This window comes from Streptomyces sp. NPDC043896, from assembly GCF_056435605.1.
In genome coordinates this window covers 228,794-243,651 of record NZ_JBWKEE010000011.1, presented here as the reverse complement: position 1 = coordinate 243,651, position 14,858 = coordinate 228,794, and the positions used below count along the sequence as shown (strand labels likewise).

At 73.6% G+C, this 14,858-nt stretch carries 10 protein-coding genes; 9 read left to right on the top strand and 1 reads right to left on the bottom strand.

Annotated elements, in window-relative coordinates; all coding sequences use genetic code 11:
- The first annotated feature begins 480 nt into the window (after positions 1-480).
- The 4 genes from AC069X_RS18815 (at position 481) to AC069X_RS18800 (ending at position 6,688) form a co-directional block, all read left to right on the top strand.
- Entirely contained in the window at positions 481-1,011 is a 531-nt protein-coding gene (locus AC069X_RS18815; RefSeq protein ID WP_478729696.1) for an N-acetyltransferase family protein, read from the top strand.
- Between the two features lie 719 nt (positions 1,012-1,730).
- A complete protein-coding gene (locus AC069X_RS18810) occupies positions 1,731-4,037 on the top strand; it encodes a HelD family protein (protein WP_478729695.1) in 2,307 nt (768 codons plus the stop codon).
- 628 nt (positions 4,038-4,665) lie between these two features.
- The gene (locus AC069X_RS18805; protein WP_478729694.1) at positions 4,666-6,099 is read left to right on the top strand and encodes an NAD-dependent malic enzyme; all 1,434 of its coding nucleotides are present in this window, start codon (positions 4,666-4,668) and stop codon (positions 6,097-6,099) included.
- Positions 6,100-6,406: 307 nt separating this feature from the next.
- A complete protein-coding gene (locus tag AC069X_RS18800) occupies positions 6,407-6,688 on the top strand; it encodes an HU family DNA-binding protein (protein WP_007264399.1) in 282 nt (93 codons plus the stop codon).
- A 148-nt stretch (positions 6,689-6,836) separates the two neighbouring features.
- Here the strand turns inward: AC069X_RS18800 and murA are convergent, their stop codons facing one another.
- Positions 6,837-8,174: a UDP-N-acetylglucosamine 1-carboxyvinyltransferase gene (gene murA, locus AC069X_RS18795; protein ID WP_007264398.1), complete on the bottom strand. Its 1,338-nt coding sequence runs from the start codon at positions 8,172-8,174 to the stop codon at positions 6,837-6,839.
- 262 nt (positions 8,175-8,436) lie between these two features.
- Here murA and AC069X_RS18790 point away from each other — a divergent pair, with 262 nt between their 5' ends.
- The 5 genes from AC069X_RS18790 (at position 8,437) to AC069X_RS18770 (ending at position 14,824) form a co-directional block, all read left to right on the top strand.
- The gene (locus AC069X_RS18790) at positions 8,437-8,997 is read left to right on the top strand and encodes a YqgE/AlgH family protein (RefSeq protein ID WP_478729693.1); all 561 of its coding nucleotides are present in this window, start codon (positions 8,437-8,439) and stop codon (positions 8,995-8,997) included.
- A gap of 29 nt (positions 8,998-9,026) precedes the next feature.
- Positions 9,027-9,311, top strand: coding sequence for a DUF3039 domain-containing protein (locus AC069X_RS18785; RefSeq protein WP_007264396.1), 285 nt, complete (start codon positions 9,027-9,029; stop codon positions 9,309-9,311).
- A gap of 211 nt (positions 9,312-9,522) precedes the next feature.
- On the top strand, positions 9,523-11,163 hold the full coding sequence (locus tag AC069X_RS18780) for a beta-N-acetylhexosaminidase (protein ID WP_478729692.1): 1,641 nt from the start codon (positions 9,523-9,525) through the stop codon (positions 11,161-11,163).
- 314 nt (positions 11,164-11,477) lie between these two features.
- Positions 11,478-12,458 carry an FAD binding domain-containing protein gene (locus AC069X_RS18775; RefSeq protein ID WP_478729709.1) on the top strand — a complete coding sequence of 327 codons (981 nt, stop codon included), beginning with the start codon at positions 11,478-11,480 and terminating at the stop codon, positions 12,456-12,458.
- Positions 12,455-14,824 carry a (2Fe-2S)-binding protein gene (locus AC069X_RS18770; RefSeq protein WP_478729691.1) on the top strand — a complete coding sequence of 790 codons (2,370 nt, stop codon included), beginning with the start codon at positions 12,455-12,457 and terminating at the stop codon, positions 14,822-14,824. Before AC069X_RS18775 ends, AC069X_RS18770 begins: the two co-directional genes overlap by 4 nt.
- Positions 14,825-14,858 lie beyond the last annotated feature (34 nt).

The window sequence follows — 14,858 nt, the reverse complement described above, 5'->3', positions numbered from 1 at the left end:
CGTGATCGCCTTCGGCGACCCTTGACAGGCCGTCCCGCCCCGGAAAGCCGAAAGACTGCCGGGAAGCCCCCAGAAGAACGGTCACGGGGCAGAAGGGGGAGGGACGGGCCCGTCATGGACGAGACGAGGGACCGGGCCATGGCCGACCGGGCATCCGGGCCCTCAGCAGCCGAGTTCCGGGGCCGGGGCCCGGCTACCCGCAGGACAGGTTGACCAGATCAACCTGCGGACCACCCAGACGCGACAGATCGCTACGCGCTCCCCTCTCCTTGGCGTCCGGCGCCCGCCTTGGGCTGATACCTGCGCTAGAGGACGAACAGACCGACCTGGGAACCGGCAGACGCGGCAGATCGCTACGCGCTCCCCTCTGCTTGGCGTCCGGCGGCCGTCCTGGGCCGATATCCGCACCAGAGGACGACCACGGCAGTCTGGGAAGCCGAGAGGCGTCAGATCGGGGGCGATCCGCTTAGGCTGCGAGGCGTGAACGACACGACACCTGGCATACGGATCCGACCCGGCGTCCTCGCGGACGCGCCGGCCGTTCTCGACATGCTCGACGGCGCCGTCGCGTGGATGAACTCCCGTGGCAACACAGAGCAGTGGGGGACGACCCCGTACTCGCAGAAGCCCGGCGGGGTGGAGCGGGTCGAGCGGTACCTGACCGAGAACACCCCGTGGATCGCGGAGTCTGACGGGACGCCCGTCGGGGCCATGGTGCTGGACTCCGGGCCGAGTCCGCAGATGCCGATCAAGCCGGCCGAGGAGGCCGAGGTGTACGTCCGTCTGCTCGTCTCCGACAGGGCGCGGCTGGGGCTGGGTATCGGTGCGGCCCTGCTGGCGCACGCCGCCGACGAGACGCGGCGGGCCGGTCTGGAACTCCTGCGCGTGGACTGCTGGGCGGGCGGCGGGGGTGAACTGGTCGCCTTCTACGAGCGGAACGGCTTCACCCCCACCGAAACCTTCCTGTCCGGCGACTGGCCGGGCCAGGTCCTGGCCCGTCGCCTCGCCTGACGTCGACGTACACGACGAGGCCTGCCAGATTTTCGCCGTCAACGGACCTGGGCCGCTGTGGTCGTCCTCTGGTGCGGATATCAGCCCAGGACGGCCGTCGGACGCCCATCAATGAGGAGCGCGTAGCGATCTGCCGCGCCCACCTGCAACCTGGACTCCTCTGATCAACCTCTGGTGCAGGTACCAGCCCCAGACGGGTGGTGGACGCTTGGCCGGGAGGAGCGCGTAGCGATCTGTCGCGCCTGGGTGGCCGGTAGGACGCTCCTGTCGTCCTTCCGTGCAGGTAGAGCTCCTGCGGCCCCGGATCTCGACTGTTGAGGGCCCGGATGCCCGGCAGGGCGACGCCCAATCCCTCGCCTGGTCTCTGAGAGACCCGTCCCTCCCCCTCTTGCCCCGTGACCGTTCTTTTGGGGGTTTCCCGGCAGTCTTTCGGCTTTCCGGGGCGGGCCGGTCGGTCAAGGGTCGCCGAAGGCGATCACGCAGTGACGCGACCGAAGGGAGCGCCCTTGAGGGACCGGGCCGAACCGGAACGACGATGGGACTGACGGGAAACCCCCAGCCCCTCCCCGACCCCGCCCAAGGGGCTACCGCCCCCCGACCCCGCCCCACACCCGTGGCCCGCCCCGCCCGCCCCGCCCGCCCCCCAAGACCGGCGTGCGGAGAGCGGGCGGATTCGCGTACGGTTGACGGTCGCCCATGCACGTCAGAAGGGGGCCTTGGTGGCCGCGCAGGATGCCGCTGTCGACAGCACGGCGGATTCCGTCCGCGATCGGGAGATCGCGGTCGAGCAGACGCATCTCGATCGGGTGTACCGACGCCTTGAGGAGAAGATCCACGAGGCCGAGTTCCTCATGAACGACGCCGCCAAGCGCGGCCAGGTCGGCACGCCCGGGGCGCTCGCCGAGCGGGACGCGCAGGTCTTCCGCGCCGGGATCCACCTCAACCGGCTCAACAACGAGTTCGAGGACTTCCTCTTCGGCCGGATCGACCTCGTCCTCGGCAAAGACGGGGAGCGCGGCCCCGACGGGGCCTACACCTCCATCGAGCCCGCCGACGACGCGATCCGCGCCGACCTCACCGCCGACATCGCCGAGACCCTGCACATCGGGCGCATCGGCGTGCTCGACTCCGACTACTCGCCGCTCGTCATCGACTGGCGGGCCCCGGCCGCCGCGCCGTTCTACCGGTCGACCCCCAAGGACCCCGGCCGTGTCATCCGCCGCCGGGTGATCCGGTCCAAGGGCCGCAAGGTGCTCGGCGTCGAGGACGACCTCATGCGCCCCGAGGTCACCGCGAGCCTCGGCGGCCGGGAGCTGCCCGCCATCGGCGACGGCGCGCTGATGGCCGCCCTCGGGCGGGCCCGTACGCACACCATGCGGGACATCGTCTCCTCCATCCAGGCCGAGCAGGACCTGGTCATCCGGGCCCCCGCCGCCTCCGTCGCGGAGGTGGCGGGCGGGCCGGGCACGGGGAAGACGGCCGTCGCCCTGCACCGTGCCGCGTACCTCCTCTACCAGGACCGCCGCCGCTACTCGGGCGGCATCCTGATCGTCTCGCCCACGCCCCTCCTCGTCGCCTACACCGAGGGCGTCCTGCCCTCGCTCGGCGAGGAGGGGCAGGTCGCGATCCGGGCGCTCGGCTCCCTCGTCGACGGCGCCGAGGCGACCACGTACGACGAGCCGCCCGTGGCCCGGATCAAGGGCTCCTCCCGCATGCTGAAGGTCCTCCGCAAGGCGGTCCGCGGTGCCCTGGAGCTGGGCGACGCGCCCGAGCGGCTGCGCGTGGTGGCCTTCGGCCGCCGTGTGGAGCTGGAGGCGGCGGAGCTGAACCGGATCCGGCAGAACGTCCTCGGCGGCACCGCCCCCGTGAACCTGCTGCGCCCGCGCGCCCGCAAGCTGCTGCTCGACGCCCTGTACGCGAAGACGGGGGCCTCCGGCCGGCACAGCGACCCGGAGCTGGCCGCCGAGCTGCGTTCCGCGTTCGACGAGGACATCTCCACGGAGGACGACTTCCTCGGCTTCCTGAACGCCTGGTGGCCGGAGCTGACCCCGCGCCGGGTGCTGGCGGCGATGGCCGACGAGCGGCGCCTGGGCCGCTGGTCGCGGCGGGACCTGAACCCGCGCGAGACGCGCCAGCTGGCGCGTTCGCTGCGCCGGGTCGGCGCTGACGGCTCCGGCCCCCTCTCGGTGCACGACGTGGCGCTGCTGGACGAGCTCCAGCAGCTCCTCGGTGCGCCCGCGCGGCCGAAGCGGAAGCGGGAGCTGGACCCGTTGGACCAGCTCAGCGGGCTGGAGGAGCTGATGCCGACCCGTGAGGAGACGACCTGGGAGCGGGCCGAGCGGATCGCGGCCGAGCGGACCGAGTACGCGCACGTGATCGTGGACGAGGCGCAGGACCTGACGCCGATGCAGTGGCGGATGGTGGGCCGGCGCGGCCGGACGGGCACCTGGACGGTGGTCGGAGACCCGGCGCAGTCGTCGTGGACGGACCCCGACGAGGCGGCCGCCGCCCGGGACGAGGCGCTGGGGCGCCGGCCGCGCAGGCGGTTCACGCTGACCGTGAACTACCGCAACCCGGCCGAGGTCGCGGAGGTGGCCGCCCGGGTGCTGGAGCTGGCGATGCCGGGCATGGAGCCGCCGACGGCGGTGCGCTCCACGGGCCTGGAGCCCCGGTTCGCGATGGCCGGAAAGGACCTGGGCGCCTCGGTGCGGGAGGAGACGCGGCGGCTGCTGGCGCAGGTGGACGGCACGGTCGGCGTGGTCGTGGCGATGGACCGGCGCGCGGAGGCGGCGGGCTGGCTGGCGGACCTGGGCGAGCGGGCGGTGGCGCTGGGCAGCCTGGAGGCCAAGGGCCTGGAGTACGACGCGACCGTGGTGGTCTCCCCGGCGGAGATCGCGGCGGAGTCCCCGGCCGGCCTGCGGGTGCTGTACGTGGCGCTGACGCGCGCGACGCAGCAGCTGACGGTGGTCTCGGCGGAGGGCGACAAGCCGGGCCCGGACGGCGTCCCGGAACTCCTGCGTCCGTAGCCGGGCGCGGGCCCGCCCCCGGGCGCGGACGGCGTACGGGCCTCCACCACCGCTCCGCCCCGCCGGAGCGGTGGTGGAGGCCCGCCGGGGGCGTGTCCGGCGGGCGGTCCTCCCGCCGGGCGGCAGGGGCGTCCGGCGGGCGTTGCGCGGGGCGCTGACCTCCGGCGGACCGCCTCCGGACCGCCTCCGGACCCTCCCCGGACGGCCCGCGGCCAGGCGCGTGATCCGGGGTGTCCAACTCGCGGGAGGGGGGATCGCTTCCGGCGATCCTTTGTTAGCCTGGGTACGACACCGGCTCGATCCAAGCCCCCGGGCCCAACCTTCGTCGCTTAGAGCGACCACTTGCCGCGAGGCGAGCATGGCGGGTCGGTGTCTTAGACGGAAGACCAGGTCCGCGCCCTCCACCCAGTGGGGGGCGCGGACCTGTTTTGTATCAACCCACCATTCCGGGCGCCCAGATTCTCTCGTATGGTGGAAGAGTCTTTCCGAAATTTGTAGCTGGTTACCTTGTACCGGCTGGTAGGTGGGACGATCGGACAACAGGCCCAGCCGTACCTGCCGCTGTCGGGGGTGTCGCGCGGGGCCCTGTGTGTACAGCGAAACCAGGGACAGAAGAGGAAACACGGCCATGGCAACGGCGCCCAGCGTCTCGTATTCGATGACGGTCCGCCTGGAAGTGCCCGCGAGCGGAACCGCGGTCTCCCAGCTCACCACCGCCGTGGAGTCTTCCGGAGGGTCGGTCACCGGCCTCGACGTCACCGCCTCGGGGCACGAGAAGCTCCGTATCGACGTCACCATCGCCGCCACCTCCACCGCGCACGCCGACGAGATCGTCGAGAAGCTCCGCGGCATCGAGGGCGTCAGCCTCGGCAAGGTCTCCGACCGGACCTTCCTGATGCACCTCGGCGGCAAGATCGAGATGTCGTCCAAGCACCCCATCCGCAACCGTGACGACCTCTCGATGATCTACACCCCGGGCGTCGCCCGCGTGTGCATGGCCATCGCCGAGAACCCCGAGGACGCGCGCCGCCTCACCATCAAGCGCAACTCCGTCGCAGTCGTGACCGACGGCTCCGCCGTCCTGGGCCTCGGCAACATCGGCCCGATGGCCGCGCTGCCCGTCATGGAGGGCAAGGCCGCCCTCTTCAAGCGCTTCGCCGGCATCGACGCCTGGCCGATCTGCCTCGACACCCAGGACGCCGACGAGATCGTCGCCATCGTCAAGGCCATGGCCCCGGGCTTCGCCGGCATCAACCTGGAGGACATCTCCGCGCCGCGCTGCTTCGAGATCGAGGCCCGCCTGCGTGAGGCCCTCGACATCCCCGTCTTCCACGACGACCAGCACGGCACCGCCATCGTCGTCCTCGCCGCCCTGACCAACGCACTTCGCGTCGTGGGCAAGGCGGTTGAGGACGTCAAGGTCGTCATGTCGGGTGCCGGCGCGGCCGGTACGGCCATCCTGAAGCTGCTCCTCGCGGCGGGCGTCAAGAACGCCGTCAGCGCCGACATCCACGGCGTCGTGCACGCCGGCCGCCCCGACCTGGTCGACGCCGCGCCGGACTCCCCGCTGCGCTGGATCGCCGACAACACCAACCCCGAGGGCTACACCGGCACCCTCAAGGAGGCCGTGGTCGGCGCGGACGTCTTCATCGGCGTCTCCGCCCCGAACGTGCTCTCCGGCGAGGACGTCGCCGCCATGGCCGAGGGTGCGATCGTGTTCGCGCTCGCGAACCCGGACCCGGAGGTGGACCCGGCCGTCGCGCGCCAGACCGCCGCCGTCGTGGCCACCGGCCGCTCGGACTTCCCGAACCAGATCAACAACGTGCTGGTCTTCCCGGGCGTCTTCCGCGGCCTGCTGGACGCCCAGTCGCGCACGGTCAACACCGACATGATGCTGGCGGCCGCCACCGCCCTCGCCGACGTCGTCGGCCAGGACGAGCTGAACGCCAACTACATCATCCCGTCCGTCTTCAACGACAAGGTCGCCGGAGCCGTCGCGGGCGCCGTCCGCAAGGCCGCGCAGGCCGCGCAGGCCGCCCCTGTGACGGGGCCCACGGTCTGATCCCGGCGCGTCGCGGGATGCGGGCCCGGCAGGGCGCCCATAGGGTTGCGGGGATGCCCGCGTGGCCCGCGGTCCGCATCCACCGGAGCCCCTGGTGCGGACGGAGCGTCACGGAGGCGTGACTGTGGCGCTTTTCGTGTGACCCTGGCGGGTGCCGGATTGGCTTTCCCGCCGCTGGTGGGGGCAGGATGCGTAACCGGGCGAGAGGGTCTGACGTTCAGACCCGGGTCCGGGCACTGTCCTAGGGCCCTGGCAGCATCGGCTTCGATCTCACGCCTCTAAGGCAAGTTGAACACGGGAGTACAACATGAACCGCAGTGAGCTGGTGGCCGCTCTGTCCGAGCGCGCCGAGGTGACCCGCAAGGACGCCGACGCCGTTCTGGCCGCGCTCGCCGAGACCGTCGGCGAGATCGTCGCCAAGGGCGACGAGAAGGTCACCATCCCCGGCTTCCTGACCTTCGAGCGCACCCACCGTGCCGCTCGCACCGCGCGCAACCCGCAGACCGGCGACCCCATCCAGATCCCGGCCGGCTACAGCGTGAAGGTCTCCGCGGGCTCCAAGCTCAAGGAAGCCGCCAAGGGCAAGTAGTACCGCCCTTGTGCCGAGGGCCGCACAGGCCCTCGGGACGGCAGTGGTACGTAGAACGGCCGAGGGCGGCCACCCCGCACGGGGTGGCCGCCCTCAGGCCGTTCCAGGGCCCCGCAGGGGCCCCGTAGGGCCCCGTGCGGGGAGATGATCAGACCAGGTCGCCGTTGGGCAGCTCGACCTTGGCGCCGAGCTCCTGGAGCTTCTCCATGAAGTTCTCGTAGCCGCGGTTGATCAGGTCGATGCCGTGGACGCGCGAGGTGCCCTCGGCCGCCAGCGCCGCGATCAGGTACGAGAACCCGCCGCGCAGGTCGGGGATGACCAGGTCGGCGCCCTGCAGCTTGGTCGGGCCGGAGACGACCGCCGAGTGCAGGAAGTTGCGCTGGCCGAAGCGGCAGGCGCTGCCGCCCAGGCACTCGCGGTACAGCTGGATGTGAGCACCCATCTGGTTGAGCGCCGAGGTGAAGCCGAGCCGGGACTCGTACACCGTCTCGTGCACGATCGACAGGCCCGTGGCCTGCGTCAGGGCGACGACCAGCGGCTGCTGCCAGTCGGTCTGGAAACCGGGGTGCACGTCCGTCTCCAGCGCGATCGCCTTCAGCGGGCCGCCCGGGTGCCAGAAGCGGATGCCCTCGTCGTCGATCTCGAAGGCGCCGCCGACCTTCCGGTACGTGTTCAGGAAGGTCATCATCGAGCGCTGCTGGGCGCCGCGCACGTAGATGTTGCCGCCGGTCGCCAGGGCCGCGGAAGCCCAGGACGCGGCCTCCAGACGGTCCGGGAGCGCCTTGTGGTTGTAGCCGCTCAGACGGTCGACACCGGTGATCCGGATGGTCCGGTCGGTGTCCACGGAGATGATCGCGCCCATCTTCTGCAGTACGCAGATGAGGTCCTCGATCTCCGGCTCGACGGCGGCGTTGCTGAGCTCGGTCACGCCCTCGGCCAGAACGGCCGTCAGCAGGACCTGCTCGGTGGAGCCGACCGAGGGGTAGGGCAGGCGGATCTTGCATCCGCGGAGGCGCTGCGGGGCCTCCAGGTACTGGCCGCCTTCGCGCTTCTCGATGGTCGCGCCGAACTGGCGGAGCACGTCGAAGTGGAAGTCGATCGGCCGGCCGCCGATGTCGCAGCCGCCCAGGCCCGGGATGAAGGCGTGGCCGAGGCGGTGCAGCAGCGGGCCGCAGAAGAGGATCGGGATCCGGGAGGAGCCCGCGTGCGCGTCGATGTCGGCGACGTTCGCACTCTCGACGTAGGTCGGGTCGAGGATCAGCTCGCCCGGCTCTTCGCCGGGGCGCACGGTCACGCCGTGCAGCTGGAGCAGACCGCGCACGACCCGCACGTCACGGATGTCGGGAACATTGCGCAGCCGGCTCGGCTCACTGCCGAGCAGGGCGGCCACCATGGCCTTCGGCACGAGGTTCTTCGCACCGCGGACACGGATCTCGCCTTCGAGCGGGGTTCCGCCGTGGACAAGCAGGACATCGTTGCCGGTCATGGATCTCGCGTTCCGGAGTGGATGGGCAGGGGACCAGACGTAAGGGTAAGGGCCACCACCCCCTTGTTTGTATGGCTGACGGGGCCGTAGGACTGTCATGAATTCGGCACAGCACCCTCGGTGTCCGCCAGGTAGCGGAGTGTCGTGTTCCGGCGCGCGGAACGGCGCGCGCTCCCGTCTGCCGCCGTGCGCCCTGAGCTGCGCGTGATCCGTTGCCGCCGCCCGCTCCCCCTGAGGGGCGATTGTGCGAGATCATGTGCCCATGACCGAGGTGTCCTCCCTCACAGGGCGGCTGCTCGTGGCCACCCCCGCCCTCGCGGACCCGAACTTCGACCGCGCGGTGGTGCTCCTGCTCGACCACGACGAGCAGGGCTCCCTCGGCGTGGTCCTCAACCGGCCCACCCCCGTGGACGTCCGCGACATCCTGCTCCCCTGGGCCCCGCTCGCCGGAGACCCGGGGGTCGTCTTCCAGGGCGGCCCCGTCGCCCTGGACTCGGCGCTCGGCGTCGCGGTGATACCGGGCGAGGAGGGCCCGCTCGGCTGGCGCCGGGTGCACGGAGCGATCGGCCTCGTCGACCTGGAGGCCCCGCCCGAACTCCTCGCCGCGGCCCTCGGCGCCCTGCGCATCTTCGCCGGGTACTCCGGATGGGGCCCCGGCCAGCTGGAGGACGAGCTCGGCGACGGCGCCTGGTACGTCGTCGACTCCGAACCGGGCGACGTGTCCTTCCCGGACCCCGAACGGCTGTGGCGGGCGGTGCTGCGCCGCCAGCGCAGCGACCTCGCGATGGTCGCCACCTATCTGGACGACCCGTCGCTGAACTGACCCCGGCGGGGTTCAGTACCCTGGTTTTTATGAGCACTCTTGAGCCCGAGCGCGGGACTGGTACGGGGACCCTCGTAGAACCGACGCCGCAGGTGTCCCACGGCGACGGCGACCACGAGCGCTTCGCCCACTACGTCCAGAAGGACAAGATCATGGCGAGCGCGCTCGACGGCACCCCCGTCGTCGCGCTCTGCGGCAAGGTCTGGGTTCCGGGCCGCGACCCGAAGAAGTACCCGGTCTGCCCCATGTGCAAGGAGATCTACGAGTCCATGGGCGCCGGCGGCGACAAGGACAAGGGCGGCAAGGACAAGTAGCGGGTCCCTCCTCCGCCGCCGAAGGCCCCCCGGTGCGCCCCCGCGCGCCCGGGGGCCTTCGCGCATCCGGGGCCCTTCGCCGTGCGGGCGGGGCGGGTTAGGGTCGGCGCGACGAGCGTCGCCCCGCGGCACGGGCGCCCCGCGCGAGGCCGCGGGCCGGTTGTCGCCGCTGCGCGGAGTGCGACGGACCGGCTGCCGCGAAGGGCTGTGCATGGACCTGATCCCGCTCCCCGAGAGTGCCGTCCCCGACCCGGGAGGACGCCGCTACGCCTTCCGGCCCGAGCCGGTGCTCGACACCGGGCCCGGCGCCGAGGGCGTCGCGCGCTGGCTGCGCCGGGAGGTCGGCGCCGCCACCGGATGGGGGCTCCCCGCACCCGCCGCCGGCGCGCGGGGCGACGTACGGCTGCGCATCGAAGCCGGGGGAGCCCACGGGCTCGGCCCCGAGGCGTACCGGCTGGACATCGGCGCCGACGGCGTCGAACTGACCGGCGGCGACGCGGCCGGGCTCTTCTGGGGCGCCCAGACGCTGCGTCAGCTGCTCGGCCCCGAGGCCTACCGGCGGGCACCGCTGCGCCCCGGACGCGAGTGGAGCCTGCCGTACGCGGCCATCGCCGACAGCCCCCGCTTCGGATGGCGCGGCATGATGCTCGACGTCGCCCGGCACTTCACGCCCAAGGGCGGGGTGCTGCGCCACATCGACCTGCTCACCGCCCACAAGCTGAACGTGCTGCACCTGCACCTGACGGACGACCAGGGCTGGCGCGTCCGGATCGAACGCCACCCCCGCCTCACCGAGACGGGCGCCTGGCGGCCCCGCAGCCGGTGGGGCCACCGGGCCTCCCCGCTGTGGAACGAGACCCCGCACGGCGGCTTCTACACCCACGACGACATCCGCGAGATCGTCGCCTACGCCGCCGAACGGCACGTGCGGATCGTCCCCGAGATCGACGTACCCGGCCACTCCCAGGCCGCGATCGCCGCCTACCCCTGGCTCGGGAACACGGACGTCGTCGACACCGCCTCACTCGGCGTGTGGGACGACTGGGGCATCAGCGAGAACGTCCTCGCCCCGACCGAGGAGGTGCTGCGCTTCTACGAAGGGGTCTTCGAGGAGCTGCTGGAACTCTTCCCGGCGGAGGTCTCCCCCTTCGTGCACGTCGGCGGCGACGAATGCCCCAAGGAGCAGTGGCGGGCCTCGCCCACCGCGCAGGCCCGCATCCGCGAGCTGGGCGTGGACGGGGAGGACGGACTGCAGTCCTGGTTCATCCGGCACTTCGACGGCTGGCTCGCCGCCCGCGGCCGCCGGCTCATCGGCTGGGACGAGATCCTGGAGGGCGGCCTCGCCGACGGCGCGGCCGTCTCCTCCTGGCGCGGCTACGCGGGCGGCATCGCCGCCGCCGAGGCCGGCCACGACGTGGTGATGTGCCCCGAGCAGCAGGTGTACCTGGACCACCGTCAGGCGGACGGCCCCGACGAGCCGATGCCCATCGGCTACGTCCGCACCCTGGAGGACGTCTACCGCTTCGAGCCCGTGCCGCCGAAGCTGTCACCGGAGGCCGCCGCGCACGTGCTGGGCGCCCAGGCCAATGTGTGGACCGAGGTGATGGAGAACCAGGCCCGCGTCGACTACCAGGTGTTCCCCCGGCTGGCGGCCTTCGCCGAGACGGTGTGGTCGCACCTGCCGGAACCGGAATCGCGTGACTGGGCCGGCTTCGAGGCGCGTACGGCGACCCACCGGGCCCGCCTGGACGCCCTCGGGGTCGACTACCGGCCACCGGGCGGACCGTTGCCGTGGCAGCGGCGGCCGGGGGTCGTGGGACGTCCGATCGAGGGCGCGCCCCCGATCGTGTGACCCGGGGGCGCGGGGCGCGCCCCCGGCGCCGTCCGTCGGGAAGCGGAACTCTTCGGGAACCTTTGGAACTCTCCCTCAAATGAGGCCGATACGGCGAAAAACGGACGTTCGGGTCGGGGTGGGCGGGCGCCGCGCGGGCGCTGCCCGGCCCCGCCCGCACGGCCCGCTCCGGCCGCGTCGGGGCGCCGCCGGAGCGCGGGCCGGCGCCCCGTGCGCGGGCGACCCTCGCGCCGGGCGGTCCCGAAGATGTGCCAGAGTTGCCACGTTCCGGCGGTGAGCACGTACCGTACGGCGGACAGGCGTGAGCGCCGGGACTGGGACATCGGGAAGGGGCAGCCGGGTTGACCACGCACGCACCGCACACACCGCATTCGGCTCAGGGGCCGCACGCACCGCTTCCGGCTCAGGAGCCGCATGCGGAGCGGGCGCAGTCCGTGATGCTGCCGGCCTCGCTCGACGAGGCCGTCGCGGCGCTCACCGCCATGCCCGCGGCCGTGCCCGTCGCGGGCGGCACCGACCTCATGGCCGCCGTCAACGCGGGGCTGCTGCGCCCCGCCGCCCTGGTCGGGCTCGGCCGGATCAACGAGATCCGCGGCTGGCAGTACCAGGACGGGCACGCGCTGCTCGGCGCCGGACTGACGCACGCCCGGATGGGACGGCCGGATTTCGCCGCCCTCATCCCGGCCCTCGCCGCCGCCGCCCGGGCCGCCGGCCCGCCGCAGATCCGCAACGCCGGAACCCTCGGCGGCAACATCGCCTCGGCCGCGCCGACCGGTGACGCCCTGCCCGTGCTGGCCGCGCTGGAGGCGGAACTCGTCATCGTCGGCCCCGGCGGTCTGGAGGGCTCCGGTGTCACGCAGCGCGAGATCCCCGTCTCCCACCTGCTGGCCGGGCGCGACATGCTGCGGCCGGGCGAGCTGATCGGCTTCGTGCGGGTGCCGCTGCTGCACGCTCCGCAGGTGTTCCTGAAGGCCACGGGGCGTACCGGTCCGGGGCGCGCGGTGGCGTCCGTGGGACTCGTGCTGGACCCGGCGCGCCGGGGCGTGCGGTGCGCGATCGGCGCGGTGGCCCCCATGCCGCTGCGGCCGCTGGAGGCCGAGCAGTGGGTGGCCTCGCTGATCGACTGGGACGGGGACCGCAGCCTGGCCCCCGAGGCGCTGGAGGCCTTCGGCGAGTACGTCGCGGCCGCCTGCGTGCCCGACCAGGGGCAGCAGGTGTCCTCCGGTGTACTGCATCTGCGGCGGACGGTGGCCGTGCTGGCGCGCAGGGCCCTGGGGAGGGCGCTGACCTCATGAGCGAGAACGAGAACGTGAGCGGAACGACGGGGAACGCGGGGAACGCGGGTCAGGCTTCCGGGGCCGGCAACGGCTGGGGCTGGGAGCCGGTTCCGCAGGGCGGCGAGTACGACAACGAGGCCACGGCCTTCGTGCAGCTGCCGCAGGAGATGCTGGACGCCCTCGACAGCGGTGAGCCGCTGGCGGCGCCCGGGCACGGCTTCGTGCCGCCGCCGATGATCGTGCCGTTGGGGTCGGGGAGCACGGACCCCTCCGCCACCGGCACCTGGACGATGCCGGTGCAGTGGCCGGACGCGGGCTCGGGGACCGGTGCGGCCGCGGAGGCTCCCGCACGGGCGCCGATCCCGGCGTCGATCCCGCTCCCGGCATCGGTGGCGGCCGCCTTCGCGCCGGCGGCGCCGGCGGGCGAGGCGGACGCGGAGCCGCAGGGCGGTGCGGGTGCTGCCGGTGTCGGTGCCGCTGGTGCTGGTGCTGGTGCTGGTGCTGGTGCTGGTGCCGGTGCTGCCGGTGCTGCCGGTGTCGGCGGTGCGGGTGTGCCGGGTGCGCACGGCGGGCCGCACGGCACGCTGGGCGGCGGGCTGCACGCGGGGGCGCAGGGCGCCCTGCACGCCGAGCCGTTGGGCGGGCCGCACGGTGAGGCCCCGGGTGGGCTGCATGCCGACCCGTACGCCGACCCGCACGCGGGGTCGCACGCCGCGCAGCACGTCGCCGCGCCGGGCGGGCCGCACGGAACGCTGGGCGGCGGACTGCACACCGGGCCGCAGGCCGGCCCGCATGCCGGGTCGCAGGCCGGCCCCCACCCCGGCCCCCACGCCGATCCGGATCCCGCAGCGACCGCCGAGTGGCAGTTCCCGGACGCGGTGCACAGCCCCGACGACCAGATGGCCACCGGGCAGTGGACGCTGCCCGGCGGCGCGGGCGACCCCGCCCTCGACGGCGGCTGGGGCGCCCCCGCCCCGGCTGCGCAGCCCGGCGGGGCCTCCGCCCCCTGGGACGCGCCGGGTACGCCCGGGGCGCCCGCGGTGGCTGCCGGGGCCGGGGCCGGGGTGCTGCTGAGCTCCGGCGTGCTCCCGGGCGGGGCGGCCGGCGCTCCCGCGGCCACCGGGACGCCGGGACGCGGCCCGAGGGTGCTGGGCGGGCCCGGGGTGGGCACCCCGCTGCCCGAGGGCTACCTCCAGGCCGGGCCGGAGCCCGAGGCCGTGCCCGCCGCCGCCCCGGACATCGAGGCCTCCCACGGCCCGGCCGGGATGCCGGACGAGGGCGAGCGGCCGCGTCCGGTGGAGGCCGACGGCGGCGCCGAGGGCGCGGGGAGTGCCGGACACGGCTTCGCGGAGCCCCCGGCGGAGGCTCCGGCCGAAGCGGAGGCCGCACCCGTGCCGGGTGACGGCGGTGCCGACGGGGCCGTGGCGCCTCCGGCCGAGGGCGACACCGGGAGCTTCCCGGTGGAGGTGCCCGCGTACGAGGAAGAGGCGGCCCCCGCCGTCGCCCAGCACGAGCACCCGGCGGCGTCCTACGTCCTGCGCGTCAACGGCGCCGACCGGCCCGTCACAGGGGCGTGGATCGGCGAGTCCCTGCTGTACGTGCTGCGCGAGCGGCTCGGCCTGGCCGGCGCCAAGGACGGCTGCTCGCAGGGCGAGTGCGGGGCCTGCGCCGTGCAGGTCGACGGGCGGCTCGTCGCCTCCTGCCTGGTCCCGGCGGCGACCGCGGCCGGGAGCGAGGTGCGGACCGTCGAGGGCCTTGCGAGCGGTGGGGAACTCTCGGACGTGCAGCAGGCGTTGTGCAGGTCGGGCGGGGTGCAGTGCGGGTTCTGCGTGCCCGGCATGGCCATGACCATCCATGACCTGCTGGAGGGCAACCACGCCCCCAGCGACCTGGAGACCCGCCAGGCGCTGTGCGGCAACCTCTGCCGCTGCTCGGGCTACAAGGGCGTCATCGAGGCGGTCCGCGAGGTCGTCGCGGAGCGCGAGGCGAGCGCCGCGCAGGCCGCCGCGGAGGCCGACGCACTCATCCCGCACCAGGCCCAGCCCGGCGAGGGCGGCATCCACCCGGCCCACGTGGCCCACCCGGCGGCGCACGGAACGGAAGCCTTCGACCCCTTCGGCGTGAACCCGGGCTCCGGCGTGTTCGACGCCGGCCAGGGCGGCTACGACGGCGGCCAGGCCGGCTACGAGGGCGCCCAGGCCGGCTATGAGGGCGCCCAGGCGGCCCCCGACGGCCTGCCCAGCTTCGACGCGACGAACGGATTCGACGGGACGAACGGACTCGGCGGACACCTCGCCCCCGGCAGCACACCGGACGGCTTCGCCGCACCGGGCGACGGACCGCACGGACTCGGCGGGGACCAGCACAACGGAGGCATGGCGTGAGCGGGCAGGACGCGGCCACGGCGACGGCCGGCAC

What these genes read in the sequence shown, in the direction of transcription:
- AC069X_RS18780 (WP_478729692.1), top strand. Translation starts at nt 9,523, where the DNA reads ATGGACCTGATCCCGCTCCCCGAGAGTGCCGTCCCCGACCCGGGAGGA.
- murA (WP_007264398.1), bottom strand. Translation starts at nt 8,174, where the DNA reads ATGACCGGCAACGATGTCCTGCTTGTCCACGGCGGAACCCCGCTCGAA.
- AC069X_RS18790 (WP_478729693.1), top strand. Translation starts at nt 8,437, where the DNA reads ATGACCGAGGTGTCCTCCCTCACAGGGCGGCTGCTCGTGGCCACCCCC.
- AC069X_RS18800 (WP_007264399.1), top strand. Translation starts at nt 6,407, where the DNA reads ATGAACCGCAGTGAGCTGGTGGCCGCTCTGTCCGAGCGCGCCGAGGTG.
- AC069X_RS18805 (WP_478729694.1), top strand. Translation starts at nt 4,666, where the DNA reads ATGGCAACGGCGCCCAGCGTCTCGTATTCGATGACGGTCCGCCTGGAA.
- AC069X_RS18770 (WP_478729691.1), top strand. Translation starts at nt 12,455, where the DNA reads ATGAGCGAGAACGAGAACGTGAGCGGAACGACGGGGAACGCGGGGAAC.
- AC069X_RS18785 (WP_007264396.1), top strand. Translation starts at nt 9,027, where the DNA reads ATGAGCACTCTTGAGCCCGAGCGCGGGACTGGTACGGGGACCCTCGTA.